The following is a 17,337-nucleotide window of genomic DNA, read 5'->3' as shown; positions in this document are numbered from 1 at the left end:
GAGCAACCCGAAGCTGAGATGCTGGTATCCGGAGAGAGGAAACGATGAGTTTTCAGAAAAGATTACAGGCACATGAATTTGTAGTCCTGGCCGAGATGCATACCCCGAAGGGTGTGAATATCTCGAGGCTGATGACCGATGCGCGGCGCATCAAGGGCAGGATCGATGCGGTCGTCATTCCCGATATGGACAACGGCATCATGCGCATGAGCGCGATTGCCGGCGGCGTCCTGATGCAGCAGCAGGGGGTGGAGGCAATCATCCACACCTACTGTCGCGACCGCAACCGCATGGCCCTCCAGGGCGACATCCTCGCCGCCCATGTCCTCGGCATCCAGAACCTGATCGTCGCCCACAGCGAGGAGATGAGCCAGGGTGACCACAGCGACGCCAAGACCGTCGCCGACCTCGACGAGATCGGCCTGCTGGGCGCCATCCGCCAGCTCCAGGCCGGTCGCGACCTGGCCGGTTTCGATCTTGACGGCATTCCCAGCTTCACCGTCGGCTGCACCATCGCCCCCTGCGCCGATGCCGCCGAACTGGAGGCCGAACTGGCGGTCGCCGCCAGAAAAATCGAGGCCGGGGCGATGTTCGTCATCACCCCGCCGGTCTTCGATCTTTCCCACTTCGCCACCCAGTTGCCGCAGTTCAAGAAGCTCGGGGTCCCGGTCATTCCCACCGTCTTCCTCCTCAAGTCGCTGGCGATCGCCCAGTATATCGCCAACAGCGAACCCGGCGCCCATATTTCCGACGAGCTCACCCGCCGCATCAGGAAGTCATCGGATCGCGAGCAGGAGGGGATCCAGATCGCCGGCGAGACGGTGGCGGCCTTGAAGACGATGACCGAAGGGGTCATGATCCAGACCCTCGGCTGGGAGCACAAGCTGCCGGCAATTCTCGATATCGCCGGAATCTGACAACCAATCGTCGCCGACCCGGAATGTCCGGGCTTCCGGAGAGCGTCCGGGGGCCCGCCATCGGGCCGGGGAAATGAAGAGAGAGATAGAGACAATATGAATACCAGCAACAACAGAGTCCTGGTGATCGGCGGCGGCATGGCCGGCATCCGTACGGCTCTCGACCTGGCCGAGGCCGAAAAGAACGTCATCCTTGTCGATCGCGCCTACTCCATCGGCGGGCTGATGACCCAGCTCGACCGCACCTTCCCGACCAACAACTGCGATCTGTGCACCCTGGCGCCCAATCTCTCCGAGGGCAGCCGCCAGGAACACATCGAACTGGTGACGATGACGACGGTCACCGACGTCAAGGGCACGAAGGGCGATTTCACGGTCCAGCTCGAGACCGCCCCCCGCTTCATCAACCTCGACAAGTGCACCGCCTGCGGCGAGTGCCACAAGAAATTTCCGGAATGGGTGCGGTTCACCCCCGGGCTCGACCATCGCGCCCCGACCTGCATGCGCTATCCCCAGGCGACGCCCCAGGCCTTTTCGATCGACATGGCCAAGTGCACCGACGTCAAGGCCCTGATGGAATCGTGCCCGGCCGGGGCGATCAACCCCGACGACTTCGGCAGCAGGCGCGAGGTCAAGTGCGCCTCGATCGTCTTCGTTCCCGGCGGCGCCCTGTTCGACCCCAGCCATCTCGATTATCTCGGCTACGCCGCCCAGGCCGACGTCGTCACCAGCCTCGAGTACGAGCGGATCCTGTCCGCCTCCGGACCGACGATGGGTCGGCTGATCCGGCCCTCGAACGGCCAGCAGCCGAAGAAGGTCGCCTGGATCCAGTGCGTCGGCTCCCGGGGCCTGCAGAAGGGGGCCGGCCAGTACTGTTCGAGCGCCTGCTGCATGTTCGCCCTGAAGGAGGCCATCGTCACGAAGGAGCGGTTCGGCGACGACATCGAGACGACGATCTTCTACATGGACATGCGGACCATGGGCAAGGACTACGAGCGCTACTTTCTGCGGGCGCGGGACGAGTTCGGGGTCCGCTTCGTCCGCAGCCGGCCGCACAGTGTCCTCCGCCCGGCCGGGGTCGACAATCTGGTCGTGACCTACGGCACCGACAGCGGTCCCGTCAATGTCACGGAGGAATTCGATATCGTCGTCCTCTCCACCGGTTTCCGGGTGGCCGACGACGTCCGGGTCCTGGCCGGCAAGCTGGGCCTTGATCTCAACAGCGGCGGGTTCCCGACCACCGACGGCTTCAACCCGGTGGTGACTTCGGTACCCGGCGTCTATGTCGCCGGGGTCATCGAGGCGCCGAAGGATATTCCCGAGACCATGGTCCAGGCCAGCGCCGCCGCGATCATGGCCGCCGGTGATCTCGCCCCGGCCGAGAAGGTCGAGAAGACCGAGGCGGACCAGGAACTGCTGCCCCCCGAATTCGGCGTGGTCGGCGAGGAACCGCGGGTCGGGGTCTTCATCTGCGACTGCGGCGAGAATATCGGCGGGGTCATCGATGCCGGCGCCCTGGCCGACTACGCCGGGACCCTGCCCCATGTCGCCGTCTCCCGCCTCCAGGGCCACGGCTGCAGCCGCGAGTCGATGCGCCAGATCCAGCAGATCATCGTCGACGAGAAGATCAACCGGGTCGTGATCGGCGGCTGTTCGCCCCGCACCCATGAGGCCAAGTTCCAGGAAGTCATCCGCAAGGCCGGCCTCAACCGCTATCTTCTCGAGATTGCCAATATCCGCGATCAGGTCACCTGGGTTCATGCCAACCGGGCCGAAGGGGCGACCGAAAAGGCCAAGGACCTGGTCCGGATGGCGGTCGGCAGCGTTGTCCGCTCCCAGCCGCTGGCCGACCACAGTCTGCCGATGAACAAGGACGTGCTGGTCGTCGGCGGCGGTGTCGCCGGCATGACCGCCGCCCTCCAGCTCGCCGACCACGGCCACAAGGTCTACCTCGCCGAACGCTCGGCCGCGCTCGGCGGTCAGGCGGCGAAGATCCACCGGACCCTGGAAGGTGACGAAGTGGCGCCGCTGGTGCGTGATCTTGTCGCCCGCACCGAGGCCCATGCCAACATCCAGGTCATCACCCGGGCGCTGATCGTCGACCACAGCGGTCTGCCCGGCATGTTCAAGACCGGGATGCAGACCGGACGGCAGATGTTCTACCGCCAGATCGAGCACGGGGTCACGATTCTCGCCACCGGCGCCCTGCCGAACCGCCCCGCCCAGTACCTGCTCGACGAGTGCAGCCAGGTGTCGACCCAGCTCGAGCTGCAGGCCCTGATCGCGGAAAATCCCGAGACCGTCCGGACCTGGGACAACGTCGTGATGATCCAGTGCGTCGGGTCGCGGACCGCCGACAATCCCAACTGTTCCCGGATCTGCTGCCAGACCGCGGTCAAGAACGCCCTGCGGATCCTCGAGGTCAACCCCGAAGCCCGCATTTTCGTGCTGTATCGCGACATGCGGACCTACGGCTTCCAGGAGGAGTATTACCAGAAGGCGCGCCAGGCCGGGGTGATCTTCGCCCGCTACAGCGCCGAGGCGCCGCCGCAGGTGAAGGCGGTGGGGAACATGGTCGAGGTCACCTTCAACGACCCGGTCCTGGGCCGCGAGATCACCGTCAACGCCGATCGGCTCTGTCTCAGCACCGGCCTGGTGGCCGACGAGGACGGCAACGACGAGTTGGCGATGATCTTCAAGATCCCGCGGACCGCCGACGGCTATTTCCTCGAAGACCATGTCAAACTGCGGCCGGTCGATCTGCCGGTGCCCGGCTTCTTCGTCGCCGGCACCGCCCACGGGCCGAAGCTGATCCGCGAGAGTGTCGCCCAGGCGCTGGCCGCCTCCTCGCGGGCGTTGACGATGCTGGCCCGCGACACCATCGATCTCGGGGCCAGGGCGGCCCGGGTCGACCGCGATCGCTGCGCCGCCTGTCTGGTCTGCGTCCGGGCCTGCCCCTTCGGCATCCCCTACATCAATGCCGACGGCTATTCGGAAATCGATCCGGCCAAGTGCCACGGTTGCGGTGTCTGCGCCTCCGTCTGTCCGGCCAAGGCCATCCAGCTGATGCAGTTCGAGGATGACCGGATCATGGCCAAACTGGAAGAACTCTTTGAGAGGAGTATCGCGTGATGGATAACTTTGAACCGGTCATCGTGGCCTTCTGCTGCCACTACTGTGCCTATACCGCCGCCGACATGGCGGGGAGCCAGCGGCTTTCCTATCCCCCCAATGTCAAGGTCATCCGGGTTCCCTGCTCGGGCAAGGTCGATGCGATGCACGTCGTCAAGGCCTTCGAGAAGGGGGCCGACGGGGTGTACGTCGCCGGCTGCCTCGAGGGTGACTGCCACTTCAAGAACGGCAATACCAAGGCGGCCCGCATGGTTGCCTATGTTCGCAGATATATGGATGAAATCGGCATCGAGCCGGATCGCCTGGAAATGGTGACGATGTCCGCCGGCATGGGCTACCGTTTCGCCCAGGTGGCGACGGAGATCACCGAGAAGATCCGTCGGATGGGGCCGAGCCCGATCCATGCCGCCATTGAAACGGGAAAAGCGGCTTGAAGACGATTTCCCTGCAATTTTTTGCAACAGGAGAGTGAACAACAATGATCACGGCAGAACGAAAACCCCTGGAAGAACTCATTGAATATATTCGTCCCTATCGGCGCATCCTGCTTGTCGGCTGCAACGAGTGCGTGACGGTCTGCGCCGCCGGCGGCCGCAAGGAGGTGGGACTGCTCGCCTCCGGGCTGCAGATGGCCCTGCTCAAGGCCGGCGCCAGCATCGAGGTGCGGGAACACACCCTCGAGCGCCAGTGCGACCCCGAGTATGTCGAGGAGCTGGTGCCGATGCTCGACGGCGTCGACGCGGTGATGTCGATGGCCTGTGGCTGCGGGGTCCAGGAAGTGGCCCGCCGCTTCAAGAACAAACCTGTCTACCCGGCCCTCAACACCAAGTTCATGGGGGCCTCGGAACGGCAGGGCGTCTGGGCCGAGAGGTGCATGGGCTGCGGCAATTGCCTGCTCGGTGAAACCGGCGGCATCTGCCCGATCGCCCGCTGTGCCAAACAGCTGATGAACGGTCCCTGCGGTGGGTCGACGAACGGCCACTGCGAGATCGGCGACGATGTCGACTGCGCCTGGGCCCTGATCTGGGAGCGGTTGAAGGAATTAGGGCAGCAGGATCGCTATGTGGAGATTGCCCCGGCCAAGGACTGGCGGGCAGGTAAAGGCGCTGGCCCAAGAAAGATAATCAGAGAGGATCTGGCAGAATGAAAACCGAAAGCAAACTGGAGAAGGTACTGGCCGCAGGGCATCTGGCAGTAACCTCCGAGTGCGGCCCGCCGCGGGGGTGCATGCCCGATAAGGTGCGGGAGAAGGGAAAATATCTCGAGGGCGTCGTCGATGCGATCAACGTCACCGACAACCAGACGGCGATGGTGCGGATGTCGAGTCTCGCCGCCTCGGCGATTCTCAGGCAGGAGGGGCTCAACCCGCTGCTGCAGGTCGTCAGCCGCGACCGCAACCGCCTGGCGATGCAGGCCGACATCATCGGCGCCTATTCGCTGGGGATCGACACGATGCTCTGTCTGTCCGGCGATCACACCAAGTTCGGCGACCACCCGATGGCCGCCAACGTCCATGACATCGACTCCATCCAGATGATCCAGATGGTCAAGCGGATGCGCGACGAAGGGCTGTTCCAGGGCGGGGCCGAGCTCAAGAACCCGCCGAAGATGTTCATCGGCGCCGCCGCCAACCCCTTCGCCGATCCCTTCGAGCTGCGGGTCCTGCGTCTGGCCAAGAAGATCGCGGCGGGGGCGGATTTCATCCAGACCCAGTGCATCTTCAACGTCGACAAGTTCGAGAAATGGATGGAAGGGGTGCGGTCGATGGGGCTGCACAAGAAGTGCTATATCCTCGCCGGCATCACCCCGATCAAGTCGGTCGGCGCCGCCCGCTACATGAAGAACAAGGTGCCCGGTATGGACGTCCCCCAGGAGATCGTCGACCGGATGGCGGCCCAGCCGAAGGAGAAGCAGCCGGAGGAGGGCATCACCATCTGCATCGAGACCATCGAGCGGCTGAAGAAGATCGAGGGCGTCGCCGGCTTCCACATCATGGCCATCGACTGGGAAGAAAAGGTCAAGGAAATCGTTGAACGAGCCGGCCTGCTGCCCAGACCTGTAGTATAGATAAACCTGAGACTGATCTCAACAGATGTTGAGGAGGAAAAGAGCATGAGTAAGAACAATCTCATACTGGTAGTGGATGACGATACCGATCTGGTCGAGATGATGGCCATGAAACTGGAGAGCAAGAATTTCCGGGTCGCCAAGGCCTATGACGGCGTCGAGGCGATGGCCAAAATCAAGGAGGAGCGGCCGGCACTGATCATCCTCGATGTCATGATGCCGCGCAAGGACGGCTACACCCTGTGCAACGAGCTGAAGACGTCCGAGGAGTACAAGGGCATCGTCATCGTCCTGCTGACGGCGGTCACCGATGCGATCTCCTCGACCAACTACACCCACATGGGCGGCAAGACGACCCTGGCCGACGACTACGTGGCGAAGCCGGTCGACATGGACAAGCTCGTTGAGATCGTCCAGGACAGCCTGTAGACCCCATTCCCGCATCGAAACGGAGAAGGTCCATGTGTTCGATGCGGGATTCGTCCGTGCAATATCCCCTGATCCTCCGGCGCTGTCCGGAGGATGAATTCCCATCTTTTACCGGCCGATGACGAGTGGAGAAGCAGCTAACGCCTCCAGATGAACCCCGGATCGATGTCGGCGGCATCAAGTTCAGCCCCGAACTGGTCCAGTACACCTGCCGCCAGGTCGCAATTGCCGACCGGTCGCTGCCGATCGTGCTGCGGCAGTTGGCGGGGCGGCGGATCAATCTGACCTATTTCTGCTCCGGCCGCGATGGCGACCTGCTCCGCAGCACCTTCTGCGTTGCCGCCGCCGCGGCCCTGGAGGTCGATGCGCTCCTCGCCGCCGTCCCGGTCGACGCTGGCGATGTCGCCGGCCGGCCGGGAACGGAGCGGATAGAGCGGATCGCCGGGGTCGGGACGCTGACGATTTTTCCGCATCGCCGCAGCCCCGCCCTGCTCGGCCGCGTCGTCGCCTCCCTGGCCGAGGCCGGGATCGCTGTCCACAGCCTCTGCACCTCGATCTCGGCGTTGTCGGTCAACATCGACTTTCCGCGGCTCGATGAGGCGGTGGCAATACTGGGCGCCATAGTCGATCTGCCGGAGCATCATTCCCCCTTCCGGCCCGAGTTTTCCATCACCCAGATCAAACGGTGAGTACCGAAGTTTTCTGAGCTGCCAATGGAAACAATTGCTGTATACTGGGAACCCCAGATCCGCATCTACGGAGTCTCGACCGTCACCGGTCTGTCCCTGTTCACGGTGGAGTTCCCGGGGCAACGGCTGGCGCACTGGGGGGAGATGATCGCCTCCCTGGGCCAGGCCGGCGTGACCTTTCAGCTGGTGACCCTGCAGCCCCTCTCCGCCGGCACGATGCGGCTGTCGCTGCTGCTGGCGTCCGACGATGATCGGGACCAGCGGATTCGCCGCCTGCTGGAATCCGGGACCGGCGCCGGTCCCGGGTCGTGGCGGCAGCTGGCGCCGGTGGAGATGGTCTATCTGCACGGGCCGCACTTCCAGGATCGCTACGGCATCGCCGAGGCGGCGATCGCCCCGGTGCTGGCGGCGGCGATCCCGCTGCTGGCCTCCGGCTGTTCCGGGACCAGCATCCACCTGGTGGTGCCGGCGGATTGCGCCGCCCGGACCGTCGATTGCCTGAGGCACACCTTTGTCATCGACAGCCGGCCGCCGGCGGGGCCCAGCAATGGCTGAGGCGGCGGCGAATCGCTGCGGCGGCGCCGACGCCGTCCGGGGGGTGGTGCAGTCGGCTCGTGTGGCGGGATCGCTGCAATACTGTGGAGGAAGAACGGCCATGATGAACAAAGGCATCGACAGGGAAATCGACTGGCGGCTGCGGGTGTTCGAGTCACTGTCCTACCCCACGATCATCCTCCTGCCCGACCGGACGATCATCGCCGTCAACGGCCGGTACCTGGAGAAGATGGGGGTCGAGGAGGAGGAGATCATCGGTCGCTCCTGCCGGGAAGTCAACCTCCGCAATTATCCCGAGCAGAAATTCCCCTGCGCCGAACAGGGCGAATGCCCGCTGGCCCGGGCGGTGCATACCCGCAGCGGTCAGTCGGTGCTGCTCAAGTACCACGACGTCTACGGCGGCGAAGGCTGGGAGGAGCGGGTGTTTTCGCCGATTCTCGGCGCCGACGGGGAGGTCGATTTCATCATCGAGAGCATCCGCGACGTCACCCGGGTCAAGAATCTCGAGAAGATGTACAGCGGCGTCCGGGAGCTGATCGACCAGGTCGTCCAGACCTCCGTCTCCGGCATCATCGCCGCCGACCGCCAGGGCCGGATCATCCTGATGAACAGGGCGGCGGAGGAGCTGTTCGGCTATTCCGGTTATGACATCGACAACGTCAACATCGAGGATTACTACCCGCCCGGGGTGGCGCGGGAGATCATGCGGAAGCTGCGCAGCGAGGAGATCGGCGAAAAGGGCAAGCTGCCGATCACCCGGGTGACGATCCGCCGCAAGGACGGCGCCGAGGTGCCGGCGGAGATGACCGCCGTCATCATCTACGAGGACGGGCGGGAGGCGGCGACCGCCGGGATCTTCAACGACCTGCGGGACAAGCTGGAGGTCGAGCGCCAGTTGAAGGAGGCCCACGCCCAACTGATCCAGTCGGAGAAACTGGCCTCGCTCGGCCGCCTGGCGGCCGGCGTCGCCCACGAGATCAACAACCCGCTGACCGGCATCCTGCTCTACGCCAGCATGATGCGGGAGAAGCTGGAGAAGGATCACCCCCTCGAGCAGAATCTGCGCTACATCATCGAGGATACCCAGCGCTGCCAGGAGATCGTCAAGAACCTCCTCGCCTACAGCCGCCAGTCCAACCCGACCCGCCAGTATTTCCAGCTCAACGAGGCGCTGGGCGAGAGCCTGCGGCTGGTCCGCGACCAGAAGCTGTTCCTCCACGTCAAGGTCGTCGAGGACGCCCCGGCGGCCCCGGTCCTGGTCAATGCCGACAAGAACCAGCTGTGCCAGGTCGTCATCAACCTGATCATCAATGCCGTCGACGCGATGGACGGCAACGGCACGCTGACCCTCCGCACCTATGAGGACCGGCCCAACCGCAAGGCGATCCTCGAGGTCAGCGATACCGGGGGCGGTATCCCGGCGGAAAACATGTCGAAGATTTTCGATCCCTTCTTCTCCACCAAGGAGGTGGGCAAGGGGACCGGCCTCGGGCTGAGCATGGCCTACGGCATCATGGAAGAAAACCACGGACGGATTTACGTCAAGGACACGAGCCCGGAGGGAACGACCTTTGCCCTCGAACTGCCGCTGGTGCCGATGTCGGACGTGATCCTGTTCGATTCGATCGGCTAGCTTGGAGATGGGCATGGATATCGGAGCAGGGACGAAAGACAAGGGACGGATCCTGGTGGTCGACGACGAATCGCGGATCCGCGAGGCGTGCCGGATGGTCCTCGAGGAGATGGGGTTCGACGTCGTTCTCGCCGCCGACGGCGAGCAGGGGCTGGCGCTGATCGCCGACCGCCATTTCGACATCATCCTCGTCGACCTGATGATGCCGGTGCTGTCGGGCTTCGATGTCCTCGCCGCGGTCCGGGAACACCACCCGGACACGGTCGTCATCGTCATCACCGGCTACGCGACGGTCGAGCATTCGATCGAGGCGATGAAGAAGGGGGCCTTCGACTTCATCCCCAAACCGTTCACCCCCGACCAGCTGCGGGGCATCGTCGCCAAGTCGCTCCGCTATACCCGGGCCCTGCAGGACATCGCCGACAGCAAGTCGCGGCTGCGGGTCGTCGTCAACCGCCTGATGGACGGGGTCATGACGACCGACGGCGAACAGCGCATCGTCCTCGCCAATCCCGCCTTCCTGCAGATGACCGGCTGGGCCGAGAGCGACGTCGTCGGCCGCCGGGTCGAGGAGGTCGCCGCCGGGGTGGTGCTGCAGCAGATGATCGACGAGGCGCTGGCGATGCCGGCCGACACCTTCACCGAAATCGTCCGGGAACACACCGTGCCCGCCGCCGACGGCCGCCCCGAGCGGATCCTCGACGTCCGCTGCGCCCCGTTCCGCGGCCGCACCGGCGCCAACCTCGGTACCATCGTCGTCCTCCACGACATCACCGCCGGCAAGAAGATGGAGCGGATGAAGTCGGACTTCGTGTCGATGGTCTCGCACGAGATCCGCGGGCCGATGAACTCGCTGCTGATGCAGATCCAGGTCATCCTCGACGGCCTCGCCGGCGAGGTCACCGCCAAGCAGCGCGAGATCCTCGAGCGGGCCTCGGGCAAGATCCACAACCTCACCAACATGGTGTCGGAACTGCTCGACCTCGCCCGGATCGAGGCCGGGCTGATCGCCAACGCCAAAGAGGAGCTCGACCTCCGCACGCTGCTGGAGGAGCAGGTCGCCTTCCATCTCCCGGCGGCGACGGCGGCCGGGCTCGAGCTGGCCCTCGAGCCGCTGCCGACGCTGCCGCTGATCCAGGGCAACCCCCAGGGCCTCGACGAGGTCTTCACCAACCTGATCACCAACGCCATCAAGTACTCGCCGGCGGGCGGCCGGGTGACCGTGGCGGCCGGGGTCGACGGCGGTTGCCTGGCGGTGACGGTCCGCGATAGCGGCTACGGCATCCCCGAGGAGGACCTCGAGGAGATCTTCGCCAGCTTCTACCGGGTCAAGGACGCCAACACCCGGACGATCCACGGCACCGGCCTGGGGCTGGCGATCGTCAAGAGCATCGTCACCGCCCATCGCGGCAGCATCCGGGTCGAGAGCAAGCTTGGCCAGGGCAGCGCCTTCACCGTGTCGCTGCCGGTGAACGGGGGCTGAGCCGGCCCTGCGGAGATCTCTCCCTGCGGTCGAGATGACAGCGGGGGCAGGTCGCGATGACAGAAGATGAAAGGGCATAAGTCAGAGAATTCGTCGCGATGACAGTGCTCGATGTTCCCGGTAGGGCACAGGTCGCGATGCCTCCCCCGCTGTCATTTCGAACATTTTTCTTGTCATTTCGAAGCGAAGCGAGAAATCTCATTATCCCCGGTAGGGCAAAGGCCAAAATCTCCACCCCCGCTGTCATTTCGAAGCGAAGCGAGAAATCTTGTCCTTCCGTTTCTCCCAGTCCCAGCCGCAATCCTCCCCGCCGCCGCCAACTGTGGCGGAATTCCTTCGCATTCGCTATACTGCACGGTCATGGCGGCCCGGGTCCCGAACCACTACCGACCCCGGCCCGGCCCCAGACCACAGGGACTGACCAGCAAGGACAGATCGACGCCGCAGGGGAGAACGATGATGGCACACAGATTGAGCACCGATGACCGATTCCGGGCGGAGGCAGGGCATCATGGCGGATGACAGAAAATTCCTGGCGGTCCCGGCCTGGCTGCGGGACTATTTCGCCGATTCGTTCCAGCGCTGGCTGTTCATCGGTCTGGTCCTCCTCGGCCTGATCCTCACGATCCAGGAATACCGGGACCGCCAGCAGCTCCCGACGGTCGGCGGCAAGCAGATCTCCTTCTTCTTCCACCCCCAGTGCCCGCACTGCCGCGAGCAGAAACAGTTCATCCCCTACATGCAGGCCAAGTACCCGGAGATCCCCTGGGCCGGCTACGACACCTCGCAGCCGGCGAACCACCAGCTGCTGACCAGGCTCGCCGCCGAGAGCGGCCTGCCGCCGCAGGATCTCGGGGTGCCGATGACCTTTATCGGCCCCTACGTCATCGCCGGCTACACCTCGGCCGAGACGACCGGGGTCCGGATCGAGAAGGCCCTCCGCGCCTACCTCCACGACGATCCCTCCCTCTACCCCGAGGCCGAGCGCTCCTCGCGGCCCCAGGACAGCCTTGATCTGCCGCTGGTCGGCACGATCCGCCTCGCCGACTACTCGCTGCCGGCCCTGGCGGTCATCATCGGCCTGGTCGACGGCTTCAACCCCTGCGCGATGTGGGTCCTGGTCTACCTGATCTCGCTGATCGTCGGCATCAACGACCGGCGCAAGGTCTGGCTACTGGTCGGGACCTTCGTCCTCAGCTCGGGGGTGCTGTACTTCCTGTTCATGACCGCCTGGCTCAACGTCTTCCTGCTGATGGGCTATCTCCACACCCTGACCCTGATCATCGGCCTGGTGGCGCTCGGCGCCGGGATCCTCAGCGTCCGCGAATATATCCGCACCCGCGGCCAGCTGACCTGCAGGATCGGCGACGCCGCCGCGAAGCGACGGACGATGGGGCGGATCGAACGGATCGTCAACTCGCCGCTGACCTGGTTCTCGGTGGTCAGCATCATCGCCCTGGCCTTTATCGTCAACTCGATCGAGTTCGCCTGCTCCGCCGCCCTGCCGGCGATCTTCACCCACACCCTGTCGCTGCGGGCGCTGCCGACCCTGCAGTACTACGGCTACATCCTCCTCTACGACCTGTTCTTCATGCTCGACGACCTGGCGATCTTCAGCCTGGCGGTGCTGGCCCTCGACACGACGGTCGGCATGCGCTACGCCGGCTACTGCAAGATCGTCGGCGGGATCGTGATGATCGGGCTCGGCGCGGTCATGGTGTTGTGGCCGGAACTGCTGCGCTAGCGGTGGCGGTGAGGGCTGATCGCCGCTTTCCGGCGGCAGCCAGGGGTCAGGATCGCGCCCGCCCATCTCCGTATTTCCGGAAAAACGAACAGATTTCCGGAAGAGTTCCGGCAGATCATGGAATATCAATGATAACAGACATATAGTGTTGTCTCCGAGGATTCCTCCGGGACCGCCATCCCTGCCCGGAAATCCCTGCCTGTCCCTATCTAGCTCTAAACATGGGAATAATTCTTGATCGCCGCTGCTTCGGAATTCCGGTTGCTTTTTCGGACAGGAACCGGCCCCGGCCGGTCGCTGGTCGCGCCAAGGGCTCTTTCGTCGTCGCCAGCGATAAAAATAATTTATTAATTAAGGGATGTTAACACGTCGCTGTCGATTTCCCCTCTGTCACGCCCTCTTTTTCTCTGTATGGCCCCGAATTTGCAAGATATGAACAAAAGGTAAGAACCATCCGCAGGAGGGTGGGTGGTCCTTGATGCATTGAACAACGAAACAAAACTCAGCACAGGAGGGGGCTCTATGAAGAAGAGATTTCTGGCAGCATTGGCAACTGGATTGTTGGTCGTGGGGATGGGGGGAGTGGCGCAGGCCCTTGTCTTAGATGGTGATGGTGTACCCCGCATTGATGATGTAATATTTACTTATTTAGATGCCGGCGGTAATTCAATACCTACCTTTGCTACTAAATTTACAACATATCCTGGTCAGTTTTCTGGAACCGGATCTATAACGTATTTTGGGCAAACATTTGATTATATTGTTAAGGATGAAGCTGCACCAATTAATAATGAATTTGGAGTATTGGATGGAATTAAATTCACTCTAAATGCTGATGTAGGTAGTGTTGTTGGTGATTTTTCGTTACAGTGGGAGGAAAGTCCAGCAGGTAATAATAAGTTGCCAACATATTATGATTTCCTTTTTACGTTTAAAGCAGGCTCTGGGGGTTCATCTGGGAATTCAGGCGATGGGACTCTATTATATTTCTTTGATAACATATATCTTGCTGATCCGGGTTCAGGATTAGGTTTATTTGATCTCTCATATAATAATAGAGCACTTTCCAATATGATAGTATATGGCGACCCAGGCGATACTCCCGTTCCCGAACCGGCTACCATGCTGCTGTTCGGCACCGGTCTTGCCGGTCTCGCCGGTATCGCCCGGCGGCGGAAAAAGAACTAAAGCGGCGTAGTATTTCCAGCCGCCAGGCATCATCAGGCAGGGTCCCTCTGGGGGTCCTGCCTTTTTTTTGTCCCCGCCACTCTCCACCCCTTGCCTTTGCCGGTGGTGGCGGGTACTTTTCAGCTGTTGACTCTATCGTCAGCGGCCGGACCGATCCCGCCCGGCCGCATCATCGTTCTCCCTCTATCTGCGTCCGCCCATGCCGCTGCTTGAACTCGAACCCAACTATTCCCTTCATTATGAGTTGATCCCCGGCCCAACCCATCGTCCCTGCCTGGTTTTTCTCCACGAAGGACTCGGCTCGGTGAGCCAGTGGCGGGACTTCCCCCAGCGCCTCTGTGCCGCCATCGGTTGTTCGGGGCTGGTCTACGACCGCCTCGGCCACGGCAAGTCAGCACCGCTGCGCTCGCCGCGGACGATCCATTTCATGCACGAGTACGCCCTGTGCGAACTGCCCCGCCTTCTCGCCGCCCTGCTGCCCGATCGGCCCTACCTGCTGGTCGGCCACTCCGACGGCGGCAGCATCGCCCTGATCCACGGCGCCGCCCGTTCGCCGGGGTTGCGCGGCATCATCACCGAGGCCGCCCACGTCTATGTCGATGACCTGACGATTGCCGGCATCACCGCCGCCGACCAGGCCTACGCCGCCGGCCGGCTGAAAGGCCTTGTCCGCCACCACGGCGCCAACACCGAAACGATGTTCACCGCCTGGTGCCGGACCTGGCTTGACCCGGCCTTCCGCTTCTGGTCCATCGAGTACCTACTGCCGGCGATTCAGGCGCCGCTGCTGGTGCTGCAGGGGGAGGACGACCAGTACGGCATCCCGGCCCAGGTCGAGACCATCGCCGCCCGCACCGGCGGCCCGGCGACGCCGCTGCTGCTTCCCGGCTGCGGCCACTCTCCCCACCTCGAGTTGCCGGAGCTCACCCTCGACCACATGGCGACCTTCATCACAGGTCTCGCCGGTTGAGACCACGGCGACCGGTCCCGGTCCCCCGATTCCCGGTGCAGCCCCGCCCCCGCCCGGGCCCCCGCCCGCTCACCGGCGGCCTTTTTCCCGCGCCGCCGCCTGCTGCTGCTCTTCCGCCACCCGGAAGTGCACGATCCTGGTGATCAGATCGAGCGGCAGCGGCTGCTGGAGGTCGGCGGACGGCCACCGGGAACCCCCGGTGGAATGCCTGCCTTTTGCATCCTGCAACCCTGTTTGACTACCGGCCCTCTCCATGACAGCGATCATGAACCGGAGGCCACGGGGGGGTAGCCGGAGCCGTTATGACGTGGCGGCAAGGGATCTTTTTCCGGAGATCAGGAATAGATTCGGGCGAGGCGCGCATAAAGCAGATCCTGATAGCGCTGCCTGGCGTCAGCGGAGAGAAAACTGGCGGCAATAAGCTGCTCCCAGGCGGGACGGGCTGCGTGTACTTCCTCCAGGGTTGTGTTCATCAGCCGGGGAGGAAGGTGCAGGCGCTCGGCGCCGAAATAGAGGAGGAGATCGTTACGGCTCAGGCGGTTCTTTTTGCCGTTCAGCGGCAGGGCCAGCTCCTCTTGAGCTCCGGGCAGGACTATGGATGTGTTGAGCAGATCATACGCCGGCGAGAGGGTAATGATATCCATGTGGCGGATAAGTGAAAAATTTTTCAGGTGCATATCCGCATTGCCGACCAGAAAGCAGAACAGGACGAGACGAAACAGTTTCAGCCTTTCAATCGCCGGAAAGGTGCAGAATTCATCGATCACTTTCACGACCTGTTCCATGCTCGACCGGTATTTGGTGGCACGGCTTTTGCCCGTGAGCTGGGCGAAGTCCTCCACATGAATCCTTTCTTTCCGGCCCTTGCGGTCGAATCTTCTGACGAAATAGGTCAAGGCCCCGTCGATTCCGTAGATCAGCCCATGGAGGGGTGTTTCGATTCCCGCCTGCGCCGCCATCCGCATCGTGAGGTCCTCGTTTTCGGGAACTTCGGGATATGCAGCTGTCTGCGGTTTGAGGATGTAACGGCCACCCACATCAACGATTTCGAAACGGCCGGCGGCAACATTCAGCCGGGCCCCTACCTTCGGCTGTACTCCCTGGATCGACATTTTTGCCGCCCGTGCGGCGGCTTCACGGCGCAGTTGTTCGGTTGTCAAAGGCAGGTCGTGCAGCGTCGTCAAGGTGCGGGAAAGCAATTTCAGACCCTGCTCGGAATACCTGGCGGTGCAGAGCTGGTAAGTGATCGGGCAGCGGTTCATATGATCTCCGCGACGGTCACCGCTCCCACCGTATCGGTTCCCACAGCCACAAGCTGGCTGAATTTGTCGTCCCGGTCGATTTTCCTTTGTTTCAGCAGTCCTTCAAGCTGCATTCCCTCCGGCAGCAATCCCTCGAAAAACGGAGGCAATTCAGAAAAAACATACGGCTCCGGTCTGACCGGCATGGTCAGGGAGACGGGAGGCCCATCATAGAACGGATCATACGCGAAGACATAGGACGTTCCGGGCCTTTCTTCGGTCAGGTGTCCCGCCGAACGAAAGTTGCACAAGACGTCAGCTCTTCGCATCGGCGAGTTCCCGGTGGAAAGCGGTCATCAGGGGACTGCGGAATTCCAGTTCGATATTCAGCACTCGCAAGACGCTCAGCAGGTTTTCAAGCCGCACCGTCTGTTTCCCCTTTTCCAATTCATAAATCAGATTTTTGCCGACTCCGGCCAGAGCGGCAAGTTGCTGCTGGGACAGGCCGCTGCGCCGGCGGTGATACGCTATCAGTTGAGCGATGGTGGTTGACATGAAAAATTCCCTCTCTATAGGGATGAATCTGCATTTTATTCCTATAGTAAAGGTAAATGATAGCTTCGCCAAGGTTATTTCCCTCTATACAGGGAAATTATGTTGATATAGTCGTTGGGCCATGTTCTTCCGACGCTTTAAGACATATTTTCCCGCTATACAGGGGAATTGTGCCGGCTGTCCGATTCGCCCATCATCTCTTTTTCAAGTATGATTTCAGATCCCTGTAATAGTTTTCGTGTGGTCCAAGAGCAACCAACTCGAGATCTTCGCCAACAAGACGATATGATAAGAGATATTCTGTCTCGATCAAATTGAATTTATACACAAACACCCCCTTCAAATCCCCTTTCTTCTCAGTACCGATGAAGGGGTCGGTGATGAGGGCTGTGATTGCAGCATCTACTTCACGTTTTTCTGTCGGGTGGAGTTTTTTGACTCCGTTTTGCTTCTGAGGCGAACGTTTCAAGTTGATGTATGTTAGCATATATGCTAACATCGAGAGATGAGAGAAGTTACCTTTTATCGAACTGATAATGGCAAATGTCCAGTAGAAGAATACCTGGATACACTTTCCAATATCTGATTACCATCGAACTTCAGCCAACTTGAGCAGGCGCTGCGGGACCGGTTGAGTTCGTAAGGCTATATAGGTTAACCGATCAACCATTGTATGGAGTTGAAACCGGCGGTTGAAACGATAGCAGAATTCGGCAAGATAACGAGGCAGATGC

Annotated in this window: 18 protein-coding genes and 1 pseudogene; 13 read left to right on the top strand and 6 right to left on the bottom strand. The window is 62.0% G+C overall.

Features of this window, described 5'->3' with window-relative positions:
* Positions 1-44 precede the first annotated feature (44 nt).
* The 13 genes from HNQ81_RS06170 (at position 45) to HNQ81_RS06110 (ending at position 14,807) form a co-directional block, all read left to right on the top strand.
* Positions 45-917: a methylenetetrahydrofolate reductase gene (locus tag HNQ81_RS06170; protein WP_183349401.1), complete on the top strand. Its 873-nt coding sequence runs from the start codon at positions 45-47 to the stop codon at positions 915-917.
* Positions 918-1,013: 96 nt separating this feature from the next.
* Positions 1,014-4,049: an FAD-dependent oxidoreductase gene (locus HNQ81_RS06165; protein ID WP_183349399.1), complete on the top strand. Its 3,036-nt coding sequence runs from the start codon at positions 1,014-1,016 to the stop codon at positions 4,047-4,049.
* Positions 4,049-4,483, top strand: coding sequence for a hydrogenase iron-sulfur subunit (locus HNQ81_RS06160; protein WP_183349397.1), 435 nt, complete (start codon positions 4,049-4,051; stop codon positions 4,481-4,483). Before HNQ81_RS06165 ends, HNQ81_RS06160 begins: the two co-directional genes overlap by 1 nt.
* Before the next feature lie 44 nt (positions 4,484-4,527).
* Entirely contained in the window at positions 4,528-5,196 is a 669-nt protein-coding gene (locus HNQ81_RS06155) for a methylenetetrahydrofolate reductase C-terminal domain-containing protein (protein WP_183349395.1), read from the top strand.
* Complete coding sequence (locus HNQ81_RS06150) at positions 5,193-6,116, top strand: methylenetetrahydrofolate reductase (RefSeq protein ID WP_183349393.1); 924 nt, start codon at positions 5,193-5,195, stop codon at positions 6,114-6,116. Before HNQ81_RS06155 ends, HNQ81_RS06150 begins: the two co-directional genes overlap by 4 nt.
* A 45-nt stretch (positions 6,117-6,161) precedes the next feature.
* Entirely contained in the window at positions 6,162-6,545 is a 384-nt protein-coding gene (locus tag HNQ81_RS06145) for a response regulator (protein WP_183349391.1), read from the top strand.
* Positions 6,546-6,670: 125 nt separating this feature from the next.
* Entirely contained in the window at positions 6,671-7,234 is a 564-nt protein-coding gene (locus HNQ81_RS06140) for a hypothetical protein (protein ID WP_183349389.1), read from the top strand.
* Positions 7,235-7,258: 24 nt separating this feature from the next.
* Complete coding sequence (locus tag HNQ81_RS06135) at positions 7,259-7,789, top strand: hypothetical protein (protein WP_183349387.1); 531 nt, start codon at positions 7,259-7,261, stop codon at positions 7,787-7,789.
* A gap of 100 nt (positions 7,790-7,889) precedes the next feature.
* Positions 7,890-9,422, top strand: coding sequence for a PAS domain-containing sensor histidine kinase (locus HNQ81_RS06130; RefSeq protein ID WP_183349630.1), 1,533 nt, complete (start codon positions 7,890-7,892; stop codon positions 9,420-9,422).
* 13 nt (positions 9,423-9,435) lie between these two features.
* On the top strand, positions 9,436-10,905 hold the full coding sequence (locus HNQ81_RS06125) for an ATP-binding response regulator (protein ID WP_240191829.1): 1,470 nt from the start codon (positions 9,436-9,438) through the stop codon (positions 10,903-10,905).
* Positions 10,906-11,416: 511 nt separating this feature from the next.
* Positions 11,417-12,649 (top strand): hypothetical protein, encoded by a 1,233-nt coding sequence (locus HNQ81_RS06120; RefSeq protein ID WP_183349383.1) that lies wholly within the window; start codon positions 11,417-11,419, stop codon positions 12,647-12,649.
* A gap of 522 nt (positions 12,650-13,171) precedes the next feature.
* On the top strand, positions 13,172-13,837 hold the full coding sequence (locus HNQ81_RS17510) for a PEP-CTERM sorting domain-containing protein (protein ID WP_240191828.1): 666 nt from the start codon (positions 13,172-13,174) through the stop codon (positions 13,835-13,837).
* A 199-nt stretch (positions 13,838-14,036) separates the two neighbouring features.
* Positions 14,037-14,807 carry an alpha/beta fold hydrolase gene (locus HNQ81_RS06110; protein WP_183349382.1) on the top strand — a complete coding sequence of 257 codons (771 nt, stop codon included), beginning with the start codon at positions 14,037-14,039 and terminating at the stop codon, positions 14,805-14,807.
* A gap of 69 nt (positions 14,808-14,876) precedes the next feature.
* On the opposite strand, the gene HNQ81_RS06105 is transcribed toward HNQ81_RS06110, so the two are convergent.
* The 6 genes and pseudogenes from HNQ81_RS06105 to HNQ81_RS17505 form a co-directional block, all read right to left on the bottom strand.
* Complete coding sequence (locus tag HNQ81_RS06105; protein ID WP_183349380.1) at positions 14,877-15,062, bottom strand: hypothetical protein; 186 nt, start codon at positions 15,060-15,062, stop codon at positions 14,877-14,879.
* Positions 15,063-15,142: 80 nt separating this feature from the next.
* Positions 15,143-16,069 carry a HipA domain-containing protein gene (locus tag HNQ81_RS06100; RefSeq protein WP_183349379.1) on the bottom strand — a complete coding sequence of 309 codons (927 nt, stop codon included), beginning with the start codon at positions 16,067-16,069 and terminating at the stop codon, positions 15,143-15,145.
* Positions 16,066-16,377 carry a HipA N-terminal domain-containing protein gene (locus HNQ81_RS06095; RefSeq protein WP_183349377.1) on the bottom strand — a complete coding sequence of 104 codons (312 nt, stop codon included), beginning with the start codon at positions 16,375-16,377 and terminating at the stop codon, positions 16,066-16,068. The genes HNQ81_RS06100 and HNQ81_RS06095 overlap by 4 nt, the downstream gene beginning before the upstream one ends.
* Entirely contained in the window at positions 16,364-16,603 is a 240-nt protein-coding gene (locus tag HNQ81_RS06090; protein ID WP_183349375.1) for a type II toxin-antitoxin system Y4mF family antitoxin, read from the bottom strand. Before HNQ81_RS06090 ends, HNQ81_RS06095 begins: the two co-directional genes overlap by 14 nt.
* 193 nt (positions 16,604-16,796) lie before the next feature.
* On the bottom strand, positions 16,797-17,090 hold the full coding sequence (locus tag HNQ81_RS06085) for a type II toxin-antitoxin system RelE/ParE family toxin (RefSeq protein ID WP_183349373.1): 294 nt from the start codon (positions 17,088-17,090) through the stop codon (positions 16,797-16,799).
* 99 nt (positions 17,091-17,189) lie between these two features.
* Positions 17,190-17,337: pseudogene (locus tag HNQ81_RS17505) on the bottom strand (IS1595 family transposase); the annotation flags it as partial.

This window comes from Desulfoprunum benzoelyticum (genome assembly GCF_014201505.1).
Taxonomy (GTDB): Bacteria; Desulfobacterota; Desulfobulbia; order Desulfobulbales; family Desulfocapsaceae; genus Desulfoprunum; species Desulfoprunum benzoelyticum.
This window is presented reverse-complemented; position numbering and strand designations above follow the sequence as displayed.